General features: G+C 38.3%; 14 protein-coding genes. 12 read left to right on the top strand and 2 right to left on the bottom strand.

Annotation, left to right across the window (positions count from 1 at the left end):
* Positions 1 to 13 precede the first annotated feature (13 nt).
* The 7 genes from A4245_RS10315 (at position 14) to A4245_RS20590 (ending at position 7,496) form a co-directional block, all read left to right on the top strand.
* Positions 14 to 1,534 (top strand): DUF4127 family protein, encoded by a 1,521-nt coding sequence (locus tag A4245_RS10315; protein WP_067727651.1) that lies wholly within the window; start codon positions 14 to 16, stop codon positions 1,532 to 1,534.
* Between the two features lie 15 nt (positions 1,535 to 1,549).
* Positions 1,550 to 2,248, top strand: a complete 699-nt coding sequence (locus tag A4245_RS10310) for an N-acetylmannosamine-6-phosphate 2-epimerase (protein WP_067727650.1) — start codon at positions 1,550 to 1,552, stop codon at positions 2,246 to 2,248.
* Positions 2,245 to 3,816: an FAD-dependent oxidoreductase gene (locus tag A4245_RS10305; protein ID WP_067727649.1), complete on the top strand. Its 1,572-nt coding sequence runs from the start codon at positions 2,245 to 2,247 to the stop codon at positions 3,814 to 3,816. The genes A4245_RS10310 and A4245_RS10305 overlap by 4 nt, the downstream gene beginning before the upstream one ends.
* Before the next feature lie 22 nt (positions 3,817 to 3,838).
* The gene (locus A4245_RS10300; RefSeq protein WP_067727648.1) at positions 3,839 to 4,552 is read left to right on the top strand and encodes an alpha/beta hydrolase; all 714 of its coding nucleotides are present in this window, start codon (positions 3,839 to 3,841) and stop codon (positions 4,550 to 4,552) included.
* 157 nt (positions 4,553 to 4,709) lie between these two features.
* Positions 4,710 to 6,377, top strand: coding sequence for an alpha amylase family protein (locus tag A4245_RS10295; protein WP_067727647.1), 1,668 nt, complete (start codon positions 4,710 to 4,712; stop codon positions 6,375 to 6,377).
* A gap of 195 nt (positions 6,378 to 6,572) precedes the next feature.
* A complete protein-coding gene (locus tag A4245_RS10290; RefSeq protein WP_084268761.1) occupies positions 6,573 to 7,220 on the top strand; it encodes a bifunctional metallophosphatase/5'-nucleotidase in 648 nt (215 codons plus the stop codon).
* 162 nt (positions 7,221 to 7,382) lie between these two features.
* Complete coding sequence (locus A4245_RS20590; RefSeq protein ID WP_234402393.1) at positions 7,383 to 7,496, top strand: putative holin-like toxin; 114 nt, start codon at positions 7,383 to 7,385, stop codon at positions 7,494 to 7,496.
* 263 nt (positions 7,497 to 7,759) lie between these two features.
* Here A4245_RS20590 and argH read toward each other — a convergent pair whose 3' ends face one another.
* Positions 7,760 to 9,169 (bottom strand): argininosuccinate lyase, encoded by a 1,410-nt coding sequence (argH, locus tag A4245_RS10285; RefSeq protein ID WP_067727645.1) that lies wholly within the window; start codon positions 9,167 to 9,169, stop codon positions 7,760 to 7,762.
* Positions 9,170 to 9,434: 265 nt separating this feature from the next.
* Here argH and A4245_RS10280 point away from each other — a divergent pair, with 265 nt between their 5' ends.
* The 4 genes from A4245_RS10280 (at position 9,435) to A4245_RS10265 (ending at position 13,847) form a co-directional block, all read left to right on the top strand.
* On the top strand, positions 9,435 to 10,607 hold the full coding sequence (locus A4245_RS10280; protein WP_067727644.1) for an ROK family transcriptional regulator: 1,173 nt from the start codon (positions 9,435 to 9,437) through the stop codon (positions 10,605 to 10,607).
* A 59-nt stretch (positions 10,608 to 10,666) separates the two neighbouring features.
* A complete protein-coding gene (locus A4245_RS10275; RefSeq protein ID WP_067727643.1) occupies positions 10,667 to 11,983 on the top strand; it encodes an extracellular solute-binding protein in 1,317 nt (438 codons plus the stop codon).
* 62 nt (positions 11,984 to 12,045) lie between these two features.
* Positions 12,046 to 13,020 carry a carbohydrate ABC transporter permease gene (locus A4245_RS10270; protein WP_084268760.1) on the top strand — a complete coding sequence of 325 codons (975 nt, stop codon included), beginning with the start codon at positions 12,046 to 12,048 and terminating at the stop codon, positions 13,018 to 13,020.
* Between the two features lie 17 nt (positions 13,021 to 13,037).
* A complete protein-coding gene (locus A4245_RS10265) occupies positions 13,038 to 13,847 on the top strand; it encodes a carbohydrate ABC transporter permease (protein WP_067727642.1) in 810 nt (269 codons plus the stop codon).
* 235 nt (positions 13,848 to 14,082) lie between these two features.
* Here A4245_RS10265 and A4245_RS10260 read toward each other — a convergent pair whose 3' ends face one another.
* On the bottom strand, positions 14,083 to 16,590 hold the full coding sequence (locus tag A4245_RS10260) for an NEW3 domain-containing protein (RefSeq protein ID WP_067727641.1): 2,508 nt from the start codon (positions 16,588 to 16,590) through the stop codon (positions 14,083 to 14,085).
* Positions 16,591 to 17,409: 819 nt separating this feature from the next.
* On the opposite strand from A4245_RS10260, the gene A4245_RS10255 reads away from it, so the two are divergent.
* Positions 17,410 to 18,396 carry a LacI family DNA-binding transcriptional regulator gene (locus A4245_RS10255; RefSeq protein ID WP_067727640.1) on the top strand — a complete coding sequence of 329 codons (987 nt, stop codon included), beginning with the start codon at positions 17,410 to 17,412 and terminating at the stop codon, positions 18,394 to 18,396.
* The last annotated feature ends 1 nt before the right edge of the window (position 18,397 follow it).

Raw genomic sequence — 18,397 nt, 5'->3', positions numbered from 1 at the left:
AAGAGGTGTGCAAATGAAAATCATCTATATTCCAATTGATGAGCGACCATGTAATACACATGTGGTAGAAAGAATTGCGGCTACAGCGGAAGATATTGATTTACTGTTACCCTCTAAGAATCTGTTTGGATTTAAAAAAAATCCCGCGGATACCGAGGGAATATGGCAATGGATAAAGCATGAAGCTTCTGAAGCCGATGCACTCATTCTAAGTGTGGATATGCTTGTGTATGGTGGTTTGCTCCCTTCGCGTATGCATTATTTGTTGGAGGAAACAGCTGATAAATGGATAGAACGGTTACGTGACTTCCATCAAGAGTATCCTGACCTGCCTATCTATGCGTCAAACATGATTATGCGCACACCGAAATATAGCTCTAGTGATGAAGAGCCCATGTATTACGAGGAATGGGGGAGAGAAATATTTCTACATGCCTACTTGGAAGATAAACAAAATGTTAATGGTTTAACGGATGACGAAGCAGCTGAACTTAAAGCAATACAGCAAAAGCTTCCAAAGCAATATGTGGAAGACTATGAAAAGCGACGAAGCTTTAACATAAAAGTCAATCAATCTGTGTTGGAATTAGTCCAGGAAGGAGTCATTAACTTTCTTGCTATTCCACAGGATGATAGTTCGGAATATGGTTATACGGCAAGGGACCAATCCGTCGTAGTTGCAAAGCGTGAACAGCTTAGGCTTTATAACAACGTTCATATTTATCCAGGTGCAGATGAGGTTGGTGCAACCCTGCTTGCGCGAATTTATAACACACTTCATCAGAAACGCCCAAGGATCTATACGTTTTGGAGTAGCACATTTGGTCCTCAAATTATCCCAATGTATGAGGATCGTCCTTTTGCGGAAAGTCTCAAGGCACATGTGTTAGCTAGTGGCTGTCAACTCGTTGATCGCGCTGAAGAAGCAGATATCATTCTTGCTTATAATACACCAGGTCGTTTGATGCAAGAAGCTTGGGATCAAAGTAAGAAGGATATTACGTATTCTAGCTTTCGTAATTTATTACATTTCGTTGATCAGATTGCTTCTTATGTAAAGCAAGGAAAAAAAGTGATTGTAGCTGATTCTGCATACGCAAATGGTGGTGATTCTCAGCTTATTACACTTTTGGATGAAGCAGGAATTTTAGATAAATTACTTTCCTATAAAGGCTGGAATACGAATTGTAATACGCTTGGTACTACGATTGCCCAAGGAGTCATGGGGATGGATGGCGAACAAGCTGTGATTCAACAAAACTTAATCTATCATTTGCTTGATGATTATTTTTACCAAACGGAAATTCGCATGGAAATGCTGGAGGATTTTGTTGTCAAACATGGACTATCGTATTTTGATTTAAAAGATAAAGCGAACCTTGTGAATGAAGAAAGAGATAAGCGTTTACGGAGACGTTACAGTGAATTAATCATGAATAGCTTTAAGGGATTTGAAATTGAAAAAATTCAAACCTATGCACCTTGGAATCGAATGTTTGAATGTGGAATAGAACTGAAAACGAAAACTATTTAACAAGGAGATGCTAACATGGGGAATGCCAAATTGCTTTCTACTATACATCAACAATTAATCGTATCCTGCCAGGCATTGGAAGACGAGCCACTACATGGGGCGAACATCATGGCTAAAATGGCAGAAGCTGCCAAAGTCGGCGGTGCAAAAGCAATTCGCTGTAACTCAGTTATAGATGCTGCAGCCATTAAGAAACAAACAAATCTGCCTATTATTGCGATTATCAAACGCGACTATCAAGACTCTGAAATTTATATTACTCCTACTATAAAAGAAATAAAAGAATTACTAACGATAAATCCAGACGTCATCGCATTAGACGCAACAAAAAGATCTCGCCCAAATGGGGAAACTTTGAATGATTTGGTCCAATATATTCATCAAAATAGTGACACATTGGTCATGGGGGACATTGCTACTTTGGAAGATGCGGCATATGCAATGACATGTGGTGTGGACATCCTCTCCTCAACCCTGTCCGGCTATACGAAGGAAACAGAACATAAGCAAGGTCCAGACTTTGAGCTTGTCGAGAAATTAAGCCATACATATGATATCCCAGTTATTGCAGAAGGGAAAATTCACACATCAGCAGACGCCCGAAAAATGCTTGATTTAGGAGCGTGGGCGGTGGTAGTTGGGAGTGCCATTACAAGACCACAGTTAATTACCGAGTCATTCGTTTCTGCTATGAAAGAGAAGGAACTGTCATGATGAGAAAGGGAGCGGCAGACGTCGTTGTTGTCGGCGGGGGTCTTGGTGGATGTATGGCCGCATTGTCATTAGCAAAAATGGGATTATCCGTTATTCTCACGGAGGAAACCGATTGGATTGGTGGGCAATTGACGAGCCAAGCAGTTCCACCTGATGAGCATCCCTGGATTGAGGAATTCGGTTGTACCGCTACCTATCGTGATTTTAGAAATCGTGTTCGAGATTATTATAAACTGAACTACCCACTAACAGAAAAAGCGATGAAGGAAGAACGTTTAAACCCAGGTAATGCGTGGGTAAGCCACCTTTCCCATGAACCAAAAGTAGCCTTACAGGTGCTTGAGGATATGCTGGCACCTTTTGTAAACAGTGGAAAGATTCGTATTTTATTAAACCATAAACCTATCGACGCCCTAACAAGAGGAGATGCAATTGAGTCAGTGGTTATTCAGGATAATTTAAGCGGGAAACTAGTAGAGCTTACTGGAAACTACTATCTAGATGCTACCGAATGCGGGGATCTGTTGCCTCTTGCAGGAGTGGAATATGTGATTGGTGCAGAGTCCCGGGAGGAAACCGGAGAGCCACATGCTCCTTTACAAGCAGACTCGAAAGATGTACAGGCTATTACACATGTTATTGCAGTCGATTATATAGAAGAAGGAAATTTTATCATTGAGAAACCGGAACAGTATGATTTTTGGAAACGTTATATTCCGACTTATTCGAAGTGGCCATTACTTAGTTGGTATGCCGTGAATTCTGCAGATACAACCACGATGAAGAAATTTACGCTCCTCCCTAATGAGCAGGATATTCCAGCACTTTTTACTTATCGAAGAGTTCTTAACGTTGCGCATTTAATGGAATCGGTATATGACGGTGATGTGTCGCTGATTAATTGGCCACAAAATGATTATTTTCTAGGTTCCATTATTGATGTTACAGAAGAAGAACGAGAAAAGCATATAAAAGACGCAAAGCAGCTTAGTTTATCTCTTTTATATTGGTTGCAAACGGAGGCACCGAGACTGGATGGTGGCAAAGGCTATCCTGGTCTAAGATTACGTGCAGATATTTTAGGAACGGAGGATGGACTTGCCAAATACCCTTATATTCGTGAGTCGCGCAGAATAAAAGCGCATTATACGATCACAGAGAATGATGTCAGTAAAGATTTACGGGATGGGATTCGGACTTATCAGGATAGTGTTGGTGTAGGAAGCTATCATCTTGATTTACATCATACGACTGTATCCAATCGTACGTTTTATATCCCAAGCTACCCATATGAAATTCCGCTTGGAGCGTTGATTCCAGTACGAGTGAAAAATTTATTGCCAGCATGTAAGAATATCGGAACGACACAAATTACCAATGGTTGTTACCGGCTGCATCCCACTGAATGGAATATTGGAGAGTCCGTTGGATATTTAGCTGCTTACGCTATCACCAATGAGCTTGAACCAAAAGAAATTCTACACAACCCGGAGCACTTAAAAGCTTATCAGCAGATATTAATGGAAAAAGGTGTAGCGTTACATTGGCCAGAGGAAATGGAATTCTAATAAGAAAAAGGATGTAGATGCTTTGTTGAATCGAACGAAGAAAACCTTTCATAGTAACATCCTGGAAAAGGATTATGAATACTACATTTTAACGGCGGACGAGGTAACAGAGGACGCTTATCTTCTATATGTCCAGGATGGTAAGGATTATTTGGATATTGGAGAATTAGAGAAAGCATACCAAGATTTATTGAAGAAGCAGCCGGAAATAGCCAGGAAGTTCGTTTTTATTCTTGTTCATCCTGGTGATTCGATGGACAGATGGAATGCCTATCATCATGAAGGAGAAAATTTTAGCGGGTACATCGCCTTTATGACGGAGGAATTTTTCCCGAAAATAGAAGCTGCTATTGGAAGGAAGATCGTCCACCGGGGGTTACTAGGAGATTCCTTGGCTGCAAATGTTTCTTTGAATATAGCAGCAATGAATCCAGAAAGATGGACCCATCTCTTGTTACAATCGGCGGCTGTTACCTCTAAAGATATTGCAGTTATAGAACGCTTAAACCAATTGCAATGGCGCATCTATCAAACCGTTGGAAAATATGAGGATGAATATGTTTCTTTGGTTACAAATGAAAAGTTATATATTTTAAGCCGAAATCAGGAATTAAACCAAACGTTTGCCAAGAAAGGTGCTCTGGTGAAATATTCCGAACAGGAAGAGAAACATGAATGGAAGTTTTGGAGGAGAGATTTAATTCATGCCTTAGAGTTTTTCCTTCCTACTTCTTAGGAGTGACTTCTTGGAACTTAATCCAATTTCCATTCATTCACATCTTTTAAGGAGGTGATGTATTCGCTCGTTTCGTTTGTTCAGCTATAGATAAATAGAAAAAATCCATCATGTAATAGGTTGCTAGTCAATTAAAAAAATCTGGAGGAAATGAATAATGAAAAAGTGGTTAAGTATGTTACTAACTATTGTTCTATTTTTGACGTTAGCAACTCCGATTCATGCAGCATCCGACAAAGGTCTTGAGAAGGTACTTTCTAATCTGGTAAAAAATGAAGACATGAAAGGCCGTGTGCTTTGGTATGATTTATCAGCAAATATTCACAATCTAGATACTCCTGAAAAGGTAGCAACAATTGTGGAAAAAACAGCGAACGCGAATATTGACACCATTGTTTTAGACGTGAAGAATTATACTGGTTTTGTTGGTTATAATAGCGAAATTGCGCCACATATGAGTACAGCAGAGATTGGCGATTATAGTGACTTTCCGGCTGACTATGACTTACTGGAAACAGTACTCGAAGAAGCTGATAACTATGGCCTGGAAGTTTTAGCTAATATCAATGTTTTCTCAGAAGGAAACAACACGTATAAAGATGGTCCAGCTTTCGACCATCCAGAATGGCAATCCCATTTCTATACAGCAGTACAAATTGTAGAAGCTGCAAATGGAGCGACATTACCATTAGACGGGGTTAATACAGAAAGAGGAGGCAACCAATTAGTTTTATTTACTCCCGAGGAATATGACGTATCTCCTTCCAATCGTTGGGGAGTGGAAGTTCAGGTTGTTGATGGCTTAGTCTCTCAAATAGAAGACAGAGCATCGACGAATGGAGAACCTTTAGAAATTCCCGAAAATGGCGTAGTGTTATCCGCTCATGGGGATGCAAGAACATGGGTATTGGAAAATATAGAAGTTGGTGATCCAATTAATTACGAAGAAACGGAGACTAGTATTATTCCAGCTTCAGAGTATCCGTCTTATTCGGTGTTTGTGAACCCTATCCGAGAAGATGTTCGTAACTATGAACTGAGTATTATTGAAGAACTCATCACCAACTATGATTTGGATGGTATTGTGCTTGATAGAGCAAGATATTCGAATGAACATGCTGATTTTAGTGATTTAAGCCGTGAGAAATTTGAAGAGTACATTGATCAGGAAGTGACAAATTGGCCAGAAGACATCTATGAAATCCAATTAGATGGAACAGATCAAGAAATAATGGAAGGTCCGTTATATAAAGAATGGATTGAATTCCGTGCACATAATATTCAATCCTTCTTCAAAGAAGCAGAGAGTCTCATACATTCTTATGACGATGATTTAATGTTTACTACGTATGTTGGTTCTTGGTATCCACTTTACTATAATGAAGGTGTAAACTGGGCAAGCAAAGATTACAAGCCCGAGTATGATTGGGCAAGTGAGGATTATCATAAAACCGGTTATGCTGAATCCCTCGACTTCCTGATGACAGGTAATTACTATTATGATGTAACTACTGAAGAATCGGATGCTTCCGGCTTACCGTACTGGTATAGTGTCGAAGGATCTGCACAACTGGCAATGGAAGCAGTAGATTATGCTACACCATTATATGGTTCCCTCTATCTCCAACAATATGAAGGTGATCCAGAACAGTTCAGAAAAGCGATTCGGGCTGTAGAAGATAATACACATGGAATTATGCTATTCGACTTAGTGTATTTAGAAATGTATGGTTGGTGGGAAATTATAGAAGAAGAGTTTGCTAATGATACAAAAGCACCACATCAAAATCCTGGAGTATTGAACATGGTTCGTGAAGACAAGTAAATAAAAGATTGGGCTAGATAAATACTATTTAGTCCAAAAAACTAGTCCAAAAAAGCAAAACTTCAATTGGGGGAAATTTCTTTTTATATTCCACTGATTGAGGTTTGCTTTATTTTGAGGGAAGTGAGTTATTTCTTTTAGAAGCAGGTTTATGTAACTGCTAAACTATGATAGACCATTTCTGCTAGATAAGAAATAGAATTTAAAGCTTTAACTGACTATTACCAAAACAAGCTGGAAGAAGATTTAGGCCAAACGATTGCGCAAGTAGAAACTTCTCTAGATTATGGAGATAATCATGAATCAAGATACGAGGAAACCAATATTGGTAACTTTGTAGCGGATAGTTATCGTGATCATTTTAACGCTGATATTGGACTAATGAATGGTGGAGGAATTCGTACAAGTATTCTAACTGGAGAATTCACACTACGAGACGCATACGCGATTTTACCTTTTGGCAACAAAGTCATTCTTGCTAATGTAAAAGGAGAGACAATTCAGGCTGCATTGGAGAATAGTGTCTCACGTGTAGAAAGTTTAGGCAGAGGTTTTTTACAAGTATCTGGAATCCACTATTCCTATAATCCAGATCTTCCAGTTGGAGAAAGAGTACAGTCTGTCACAATTAACAATGAACCCATTGATTTAGAAAAAGACTATCTCGTTGCCATGCCAAATTATATTTTTCATGGTGGAGATGGCTACACAATGTTTGCTGAAAGCGAGATTCTAGTAGACGACACTAATGCTCAAACAGATGCGGAAGTGCTGATTCAATATGCAAGCAAGCTAGGTACGATTAACGCAAGTTTAGAAGGGCGGATAGTGGTGATTCAGTAGGTTGAATCATTTACTAAATATTGATTCCTAACAAAAGGAAATCGTGGGTCAGATTCGATTTGTTTTGCGATTATTGCTTTTAAGCTTATTGCTAAAATAATAATTACATCGCTGCATAAAGCGGATGGGCGGTTGGCACACCCTGAAAGAAAGGGGGTGTATATGGTGACTTATGACGCAATGGATATGCTGTTTCAATTTGGCATTTCCTTAGTTACGACATTTACAGCAGTTGTCACAGTCATTATGGTTGTCAACAATAAAAAAAAGAAGTAATCACCCATCCGCTCTGGTCCAAAGAGTAGGGTAATTACTTCTTCTTGATTGAAACACCAAATGCAATTGGCCAGCCTCTCTTCATGCGGCATGTAGTAGCTTAGGTTGAGTGTAACAGCGCTCAGGCTATTTTTATTTTATTATAATTCTATTTATATTTTACATAACTTACATTTGTTTGTGCAATTATTTATTACAATTTGGTTGGTGAAGGTCAAAGGGTTCACTTCATTCCTGTTCCCCCCGGTTCAAAAATAGTTTATTCAACACCACTTTAATTTCCTTCTTTCAATCATTTCTCGAACTACTTCCGGATTTGTTCCACCTGTGATATTTCTGCTTTTTACGAAATGCTTAGGGTCCACGATTGCCTCCCAATCGCTCTTTTTTAATTGAACATCATCTAGCCATTCATTTACTAATGGTAAGGGGACATCATACAATTCTTTTCCCGTTTCACTTACCTTTGTTGCAATAATACTCGCTTTCTTGTGCGCTTTTCTAAAAGGTACACCATAATCGCGTGCTAATATATCTGCAAGGTCCGTAATTGTTATCATATTTTCCCGTGCTTGTTGATATGCCCTTGCTTTATCGAAATCCAATGTGAGAACAACTGCTCTCATTAATCGCAATACCCGTATCGCTTTTCGATAACCTCCATAAATATGAGGCTGCATGTCATCTTCTGTGTCATTAATATCGCCAAAAGGGGTGTTGTGGATCATGTGAACGACGGCCAAACCTTCTGCTGCAGCACTACTGGCTAATGCGCGGGAATGTTCAATGGAGACTGGGTTTCTTTTTTGTGGCATGATACTGCTGATCTGAATGTACGCATTAGAAACTTTAATCAACCCGACTTCTTTTGAAGCCATTCGCAGAAATTCTTGTAGCCATCTTCCCATATTCGTCATGATGCTTACCAGGGCCTGAGCTGCTTCCATTAAATAATCACCTGCTGCAATCGCATCATAGGAATTTTCTATTAAACCATCAAACTCAAGTAGTTCCACCATTCGTTCTCGATTGATAGGAAAACCTGTCGTAGTTATGGCAGCTGCACCCATTGGAGACTGGTTTACGGTACGATATGCTTGTTTCAACCGATCAATATCACGATTTAGATTATCGAAAATAGCTACGAGATAATGCCCAAAAGTTGTTGGTTGAGCAGGCTGTGTATGTGTATGAGCTGGCATAATCGATTCGACATGTTGTTCTGCTTGTAAAAGGATAACTTTACTTAACTGTTCTGCATCTTCAATAGCTTGATTGATGTATTCTCTTATAACGATGCGATACATCGCTTCTCCCATATCATTTCTGCTTTTTGCTATATGCATTTTCCCAGCTAATTCATCACCTATATGTTCCCCAATCCTGGACTCTACTAAAAAAAATAAATCTTCATATTGAGAGGAATAACGTATTTCGCTTTGATCGAGCAATTTCACCTCGTGAAGGCCTTCCAAAATTGTTTGGCATTCTTTTTGCGTTAGAATTCCTTGCTCGGTCAGCATCGTTGTGTGTGCCTCATGAATTTTAAACATCGCTTCAAATAGGTACATTTTCTGATCCTCGAATACCGGTTTTAAAAGTTCATCGACGTACGTTTTACCAGGAAAGCTCACCCCATCATTCACTTCAAATTCTTCTCTAATCACCCTCATTTAAACACCTCAGCATTCGTATTTACTTGAATTAAGTTAGTAAGATTTACTTACTAAACATTGTATAGGAATACTTTTGCTATTGTAAAGTATAATTTTTACAATAGTGTTTTTAATTAAAATAAAATAAATATTAAGTTTTGTAACCGTTGACAATAGATAATTTTCATATTATTATAAATTTAATTAATAAGTAAACTTTACTAACTTATTGGCTATTTCATAATGAAGGGAGTGAAAAATTATTACTATCCGTAATGTCCAAATGGATTTCAATTCAACAAAGCATATGAATAAACGGAAAGTTTTGCAGTACATACAAAATAAGCAAGGCCATTCTCGGTCTGATATTGCAAAAGCCTTAAAAATTAGTAAACCAACTGTCTCTAACATAGTTGATGAACTATTAGAAGAAGGATGGATTCGGGAAAAGGAAAGTGAAAAAGCAAGTTCATCGGGCGGCAGGAAACCCTTTCGAATTTCCTTTAATGAAAATGCATCCTACATTGTTGGAATTGATATTGGGGGAACATCGGTTGAAATTGCGGTTTTAAACTTATCCGGAACGATTATAAATAAAATTGCTTTTGACACACAGAAACATATTAGCGAGAACTTTGTCCATACAATTGCGGATCATGTTAATAATCTCTTAAGAGAATGTGGGTTTGAGATAGAACATGTATTGGGAGTCGGAATTGGAGTTCCTGGAATTACGGATGTTGAGAATGGCATCGTTGTTGATGCACCGACATTAAACTGGAAACATACACCCTTAAAATCACAGTTGGAAAGCCTTCTTAAGTGTCCTGTATATATCGATAATGATGTGAATGTTGCAGCATTAGGTGAGTGGTGGAAAGGTGCCGGTGAAACAAATAATAATATTTTAATGATCACACTCGGTACTGGTATTGGTTGTGGACTTATAATAAATGGCGATTTATACCGGGGAGCCTCTTACGCAGCTGGAGAGATAGGTTATATGGTAACCGATAAAGACGCGGCGCATAAAAAGTATGACCAAACTTTCGCTGGTTATGGATTTCTAGACAACCATGTTGGAGGCCCTTCTATTACAAAAAGAATGCTTCATTACTTAGGCGAAAAAAATAACGATTCAGAGAATTGGTCTGCTGAAAGAATATTTCAAATGGCAATTGCTGGAGATGAAATTGCGTTAAAAGTCATTAATGAATTCCTCTCTCATCTCTCCTATGCATTAATCAATGTCATTTCTATTATAAACCCGCAACAAGTTGTTCTAGGGGGTGGAATATCAAAGTCAATGGACTCCTTTTTACCATATTTGTCTGCAACTATGAAAAAGCACTTACCCATCCAAACGGAAGTATCCATTACGACGGTTGAAGATGTCTCATTAGTAGGTGCAGGTTACTTGTTGTTAAAAGAGCATGATTCTATTTTGAAAGTGTAGTCTTCATTTAAATTAGAGAGACTTCGGTCCTTTAAAATATTTTTATAGGGGGTTTTTAAATGGTTAGAAAGTGGCAATTTATTTTATTGGGAATTTTGTTATTGCTTGTAGTAGCAGCATGCTCAAGTGATGAAGGGGATTCTGAAAATGGCGCAAAAGCAGATGATTCAGAAGGTACAGGTGGTGAAATCACACTCGAATATTGGCAATACTCGTTTGATTCAAAGGTAAAATTGATGGATGAATTAATAGCAGAATTCGAGGAAGCGAATCCTGGTATTAAAGTAGAACAGACAAACTTTCCATATGATCAGTACAATGAACAAGTAGCGGCGCAAGTTCCCGCAGGCAGAGGGCCAGATGTCATCAACTTATTTTATGGCTGGGTACCAACCTATGTAGATGCGGGGTATTTACAGCCACTTCCGCAAGATGCTTTTCCACATGATGAAATTGAAAGTGAGTTTTTCCCTTTAGTGGAAGCTACAAAAATGGATGGCGAGTATTGGACCATTCCAACTGCAGTAAGAACACTTGCATTGTTCTATAATAAGGATTTATTTACGGAAGCAGGACTCGATCCAGATTCTCCACCGACTACTTGGGAAGAACTGGAGGATTATGCAGTACAATTAACAAAAGCAGACTCAAGCGGTCGTTTGGAACAATCAGGTATGGCTTGGGAACCTGCACAGCAAGGTCACCAATGGCTTAGAGATGGTTTAACAATCCAAGCAGGTGGTCAAGTATTAAGCGAGGACCGAAGAGATGTCGTTTGGGGTGATGACCCTGCAGGCTTGGAAGCATTTAAATATTGGTTAAGCTTCCCAACCGATCTTGGTACATCTGAACAAGGATTTTATACAGATGATGTAACAGCCTTCGTTACGGAAAAAGCTGCGATGAACGTTGATGGGTCATTTCGAATTGGTACACTGCAAAGTGATGCACCTGATTTGAATTATGCCGTTGCTCCACTCCCAGGCAAGGAAGCACAGTCAACGAATTCCTCTTTCTGGACGAATGGAATTACAGCAGGAGTAGAAGGAGAAAAACTAGAAGCAGCTACAAAGTTTTTGGAGTTTTTAACAAGTGATGATGTGATGGAAAGATGGTTAGATGCTACTGGAGAACTACCGGCAAAAGAAGCTGTGGCCATGCAGGACAAATATGTAAACGATGAAATTTATGGTCCGTTCATCGAATCGTTGCCATTTGCCAATGCACATTTCTTCGTTGATGAAACGAAAGAACGTGACCTTGTCATTGACGCTGCAAATCGGGTGTTAATGGAAGGAATGGATCCGGAAGAAGCATTTAATCAATTAGTGGAGTCCACCCAGGAACTTTATGATGCATATTGGAGTGATAAATAATACTTTTTTAGGGGATCAAGGGTTACTCTACCTTGGTCCTTATCAATTAAGGGAGGTGCAACATGGAACAGTATTCTTCTTCACATCATCATAATCAAGAAAATAAACCACCCCAGAAAGAAAAGAAGTCGTTAACGCATAAATTCAGAGGTAACCTTAAATATCAAAAATATTTATTTGTATACACCTGTTTACTGCTTCCAATTATTTTTTATCTTGGAATTCGTATTTTACCTACTCTATTTACATTCAATGTAGGGTTTAGAGATTGGAATCTTCTATCTACAGATATACAACCCTTTGTGGGATTTGAAAATTATTTGACCCTTTTTAAGGATGAAGTTTTTATAAAATCGATTTTTAATACATTGATATATATTGTGTTAGGTGTTTCAGGTCAATTGATATTTGGCATCATTGTCGCCCTGTTATTGCATAAAATTAACCGATTTGTTGGTTTCTTCAGGGTGATATATTTCATCCCTTATGTAACAAGTATTGTTGCGATCAGCTGGGTCTTTCAATGGATTTTAATGGGGAATGGAATCATTAATGACGTATTGGTCAATTTAGGACTTCCACCGCAGCCCTTTTTGAATTCGCCCGATCAGGCAATATATGTCATTATCGGTGCGATGATTTGGCAATCCATCGGTTTTCAGATGATTTTATTTTTGGCTGGTTTAGAAAATATACCAGAAATGCTGTATGAAGCCGCTGATATTGATGGAGCCAGCCCATGGCAAAAATTTTGGCATGTGACATTTCCATTGCTAAATCCAACCATTGTATTTTCGGCAGTTATTGGAACCATTACGTTTATCCAGGTTTCATTTACACAAGTTGTCAATATGAGTATGGATGGAAGTGGGGGTCCCTTAAATTCAACGATTTCCGTTGTTGTCTATATTTATCAGCTTGCTTTCCGACAGTTTGATATGGGACTGGCTTCAGCAGCAACGGTTATATTATTTCTGTTTATTCTAGCTTTAACACTATTCCAAATGAAAGTTCTGACGAAGAAATTTGATTACTAGCAAAGGAGGTTGAAACAATGAAACTCAGAAAATTCCTGCCATATCTAATCTTACTACTTGGATCTGTTGTTATGCTTTTTCCATTTATTTGGATGGTTTCCACCTCTTTAAAAGCACCAATCGATATATTTAACTTAAGTATTATCCCTGAGAATCCGACATTAAGTAATTATCTTCAGATTTTAGAGGAAAGCATGTTCGTCAGGTGGTTCATCAATAGTTTTATCGTTGCTGTCATTACGACGATCAGTGTTTTATTCTTTGATACACTTGTTGGATATATTATCGCTAAATTTAGGTTTGTTGGTCGCACGGTTATTTTCGTATTAATTTTAAGTACATTGATGGTTCCTACTGAAATGCTTATTATTCCATGGTATATGATGAGTTCGGAATTAGGATGGACCGATACGTATTGGGCGGTCTTGTTTCCGGGGTTAATGACTGGTTTTGGGGTATTTCTAATGAGGCAATTTATGGAACAAATACCGGACGACCTCTTGAACGCAGCCCGAATTGATGGCATGAATGAGTATGTCATTTTCTTTAAGATAGCTGTACCTCAAGTATGGCCAGCAATATCTGCCCTAGCTATTTTTACATTTTTAAGTAACTGGAATGCCTTTTTATGGCCACTAATTGCCATTGAATCACCTAGTCTACGAACACTTCCAGTCGGTTTATCCTTCTTTTCCTCAGGAGAAGCCGAATCGCAATGGCATTTAATTATGACGGGGGCAACGATTTCAGTCATACCAATCATTCTTGTATTTATTCTTCTGCAACGACATATTATAAAAGGAATTACATTGACTGGTATGAAATAATATACTTAATAAAATTAATAGCCCAACAAGGTAGTAGCTACCTTATTGGGCTATTTTTTTTGAAAATATGAGAATTAATTTTGGCAGCAATTAACTCTTTCACATAAACAGCCACGTCCAGCTCCAGCGCCTACCCCCTCGAGGTCTTAAGTAGAAACTACCTGTGGCAAAGAACGCCACAGGTAGTTTCTACTTAAGCTTGTCGGGGGTGATCAAGGCGCCCCGCGCTTTTGTTCTAGTCTTTACTATAACTAATTAAGTTAGTAAATATACGATAAGCACCTGGAACCTGATTATCAATTTGGCGATAAAATACGAGATTTGTATACATGTAAGTTCCCTCACCATATTCAGCAAGTAATATACCGCTTGTAAATGGATCTTCATTCGGATCTGCCATGCTTACGAACGTTTCATACCGATCATCCCAATTCATTGGGAAGTAGAGTCCTCTTTCCTGGACCCAATTATCCCAGTCACTGTCTGTAATTACATTCGGATAGTTAAACAGTCTATGTTCAGGTTGTAACACGTTTACATCCGCGGTTTCATCTGTGACACGCCATTGGATGGATGGCCTGCCAATTTCTAACGAGTATGGCGCAGTTAAATCTGTATCCCAATTATCACCAGGCTTATGATACTGCACGACGTAATGTCCACCGTTTTCCACGTATTCAAGCAGTCTTTCATTGTTTTCTACAAGATCCTGACGTGATAAATATGCTCTGATTCCTGTAACAATTGTGTCGTACTGTGATAGATCCCCGGATGAGAGGTCTTCAGCTGTAAGCTTATCCACATCCATACCAGCATTTAGTAAATAATCAGCAACTTCATCAAAGCCACTTTCGATATATCCTATTTTAAGATTATCCTCTGTTAATAATTCAAATGCTATTGTATTGACTGTTGATGAATATTGGTAATACGAATCTTTAATATGGTCATAACTGATCTCCTGTACGGTTGTATCATATAGCTTACCATTTGATTGGACAACGGCATCAAATGAGAAATCACCTTCTTCTAATTCGGAAGGAGGGTTGACCTCAAATGTCACTTCCTTTTCCTCAAACTGCTCTGCGAAGGATACCTCCGTTTGTTCCGGAGTGCTTGTCCATCCATCAGGCAGGTTTAATGAAACAACTCCATCATTCTCACCTTTAAAATAGTTCTTAATGTTAACCGTAACTGGAATATCTGTCTGTACATCAGCAGTATTGATGGTTACGTTTTTAGGTTCCGGAGTGACACTTAATTCTGGTAATACAGCAACGGTATTATCAAAATCAATGAATTTAGTCACTGTCGTACCTTTCTCTTCAAATTCAATCTTACCTTGTAGTACCGGTTCGCCATACGGATCAAAGTAATCTGCATCACTTGGTACAGTTATATCAAAAGTTACTGTTGTTGACTGATTAGGTTCCAATTGACCGATAGCCTGTGAACCTACCTGATTCCAATTTTTTGGTAGCGCAAGCGATGCTTCGATATGCTTAATCTTTTCGTCTCCTTCATTCGTAATCTCCATTGTCACTTGACTTTGCTGTCCTTGTGTTAAGACGTTGGAATCAATTACTGGTTCTATCTTGAGACTGGATGTCACAAAACTTACTTCCTGTAATTGTTCTTCTTTTAATTGAAGTTTATGAAGCAAGTCATTTTTTAAATCCTCATTCATGTCGACGTTGTTGATCATTCTTTCTAATTTCTCAACATCTTTTAATGTCTCTTGAGACTTAGGTAAAATAGCTTCCCTGCTTGGATATAAGTCGATGATTTCATCTAATTGTTGCTGTAATTTTCCTAATTGTACTTGGACATTTTTTGCAGGTATGATTTCAGCCCATTCATTAAAATCATATGGTATTCCAGCAAATAGATCATTATTCTGTTCATTCACATTGGCCTGTTTTATTAATTCTAGGTGGGTTTGTCTAGGTTCAGCAGGAATGTCATTTCCCATACCCTGACTTTTATGCATATATCTGGATTCCTCTCCAAGCTGTGGATAGGTCATCCCATAGATTGGATCATAATCTCCAATTTCTATCGACGTGGTTGCTGTTTCTGCGGACTCAGCTGGAAGGTATAATTTCTTGATTTGCCAAACAGATAATCCCTCTTCTAGCTGCTCCGGAAAGACAGTAGGGTCTGCTGCATCTTCAAATGCTTGTTCTGATAAAATCGTTATTGCTCTATGGTGGCCATGCTGACTGTCGACATCGCGAAATGACGGCATGACAATATCCGGTTGGTAGGTTCTAAGAAGGCGGATAAAACGCTCATAGGTTACGTCTTCTCCCCAATTTTCTAAGGTTTCGTCCGGCGATTTTGAGAAACCGAAGTCATAAATAGCGTCCGAAACAGTATCACTTAAGTGATAGGCTTTTACTCCTGTGATTTCAGCAGCTTCAATCATTTCATTGGAGCGAATAATCCCAAGACCATTACCTAATTCTGTCCCGATCTCATTTTGTCCGCCTTCTCCACGGTTTGCAATTAAACTCGCTGTCTTCACACCGAGTCCGCGAGATAAATAAGCCAGGAAATCACTGCGCTCATCATCCGGATGCGCCCCAGTATTTAAGAAAGTGACAGTCGTATCAAGTGGCTTAATTACATTCCAAAGTTCAACATCTGGTTTTTCTTCTCCTTTAACTAGTCCATTAAAAGGGAGAACCGAAACGATAAGAATGAGTGACAACAGCAAATAAAGCGCTTTTTTCTTTAACATAAGTTAAACCCCTTCCGTCTTATAGTTAGCAAATATAAACAATCTACCCTCCTTGTTGACTAAGTTAGTTAGTAAGATAAACTTACCAACTATTCAGAATATTTTATTCATAAATAAACATAGCAGGTGTAGATCGTCCAGTAAATATTACAATAGTCTTATTTGTGTGGGTTTTGTAGTAATAAAGTTATAAATATTCTAATAATATACAGAGGGCAGGCACTTTATCCGTTAGTAATGAGGAAATGTAAAGGATGTATTTGCGGGTAAAAGGCCTATTTTATTTCAATGAGTATGATGATTTGCTTTGGCCTTTCTTTACAATCTAGACTGTTTAATTACATATCATAATAAAAGTAGATTGCAGAATTAAGATCAAAATGTGATGAAAAAGCTGCAGAAATGACTCTTCATCAAGTGATGAAGGTCAAAGTGAGCAGGAAAAACTGTAAAAATGATGTTCATCAAGGTAATGAAGACGACAGAACGTATGTAAAGCTGTAGAAATAATATTCTTCTGGAGGAAGATCCTTCATCGTTAAAAAAGGAGCCGCCATAATACCAGCATGTATTGCACCGAGTTTTTCAAAAGTTTGTAGAGGTCTTTAATTTCTAAAATCAAATAGAAGGGAATCTGGTGTTAAGTTTACTGTCCGTACAACTTTTAAATTCTTCTTGACATCAGAATGAAACCGCTTTAATATATATGTAACGGGTTACATAATCACCTAACTTTTTTTAATATAATATGTAACCCGTTACATATTGGTTGTTATTTGACAATTGAGGGGTGGAATAAATTGATTGGGGAGTAAAAGGATGGTTACAATGAGAGACGTTTCTAAACTGGCTAATGTTTCTGTAGCAACAGTTTCACGCGTCATGAATAATAACGGTTATGTAAATGAGCGTACGAAAGAAAAGGTACTAGCGGCGATTAAAGAATTAAATTATCGACCGAACGATGTGGCTCGAAGTCTATTTAAAGGAAAGTCGAAAATGATTGCTCTGTTTGTTCCGGATATAAGGAACCCATTTTTCCCTGAACTTGCTCGTGCGGTAGAAGATATTTCCAATATGCATCATTACACCTTTATCCTTTGTAACACAGACAATGATCCCGCTAAAGAAGTCAATTATTTAAATGCACTTTTACAAAAGTCAATTGATGGTGTAATTATCGTTTCCAGTACCATGTCTGTAAAACAACTAAGGGAAATAAAAGTTCCAATTGTTGCCCTTGATCGTAAACTTGATGCAGAATTTCCAGCTGTTACTGTGAACAATCGTGAAGGAGCAAAAATCGCCGTTCGTTATTTAAAAGAAACCGGGTGTAAACATATCGCACATATAGCTGGTCCACAAGATATTATTAGTTCAAGCGAGCGGATGAAGGGTTATTTAGACGTCGTGCAGAAAGAATATCGGTTTTCAGACGATTATATTAGATTTGGAAATTACACCTATGAAGATGCTTTTGAGGTAGCAAAAGAACTATTAACAAGTCACTCAACAGTAGATGGTATTTTTGCTGCAAATGATTTGATGGCTATTGGTGTGCTCAAAGCAGCCGAATATCTTGGAATAAACGTTCCTAACGACTTATCAATTATTGGCTTTGATGGTATCACAATAGGTAGAACTACTTCCCCTACTTTAACAACGATGGAACAACCTATCTATATCATTGGAAAAAGAGCTACCGAAATACTACTTCAACAAATTGAAGAACCAGATAGAAGGATTCCATCAGAAGAATATAAGGTTACATTAATCCAAAGAGAATCTACAAAAGAAAGGAGCTGAA

The organism is Oceanobacillus damuensis, assembly GCF_001618145.1.
GTDB lineage: Bacteria > Bacillota > Bacilli > Bacillales > Amphibacillaceae > Oceanobacillus > Oceanobacillus damuensis.
Note: the sequence above shows the minus strand (reverse complement) of the source record. Positions and strands in the feature narration are given on the sequence as shown.

Excerpts from the sequence above, each read along its gene's own strand:
- A4245_RS10315 (WP_067727651.1), top strand. The coding sequence starts at position 14 with ATGAAAATCATCTATATTCCAATTGATGAGCGACCATGTAATACACAT.
- A4245_RS10310 (WP_067727650.1), top strand. The coding sequence starts at position 1,550 with ATGGGGAATGCCAAATTGCTTTCTACTATACATCAACAATTAATCGTA.
- A4245_RS10305 (WP_067727649.1), top strand. The coding sequence starts at position 2,245 with ATGATGAGAAAGGGAGCGGCAGACGTCGTTGTTGTCGGCGGGGGTCTT.
- A4245_RS10295 (WP_067727647.1), top strand. The coding sequence starts at position 4,710 with ATGAAAAAGTGGTTAAGTATGTTACTAACTATTGTTCTATTTTTGACG.
- A4245_RS20590 (WP_234402393.1), top strand. The coding sequence starts at position 7,383 with ATGGTGACTTATGACGCAATGGATATGCTGTTTCAATTTGGCATTTCC.
- argH (WP_067727645.1), bottom strand. The coding sequence starts at position 9,169 with ATGAGGGTGATTAGAGAAGAATTTGAAGTGAATGATGGGGTGAGCTTT.
- A4245_RS10280 (WP_067727644.1), top strand. The coding sequence starts at position 9,435 with ATGGATTTCAATTCAACAAAGCATATGAATAAACGGAAAGTTTTGCAG.
- A4245_RS10275 (WP_067727643.1), top strand. The coding sequence starts at position 10,667 with ATGGTTAGAAAGTGGCAATTTATTTTATTGGGAATTTTGTTATTGCTT.
- A4245_RS10270 (WP_084268760.1), top strand. The coding sequence starts at position 12,046 with ATGGAACAGTATTCTTCTTCACATCATCATAATCAAGAAAATAAACCA.
- A4245_RS10265 (WP_067727642.1), top strand. The coding sequence starts at position 13,038 with ATGAAACTCAGAAAATTCCTGCCATATCTAATCTTACTACTTGGATCT.
- A4245_RS10260 (WP_067727641.1), bottom strand. The coding sequence starts at position 16,590 with ATGTTAAAGAAAAAAGCGCTTTATTTGCTGTTGTCACTCATTCTTATC.
- A4245_RS10255 (WP_067727640.1), top strand. The coding sequence starts at position 17,410 with ATGGTTACAATGAGAGACGTTTCTAAACTGGCTAATGTTTCTGTAGCA.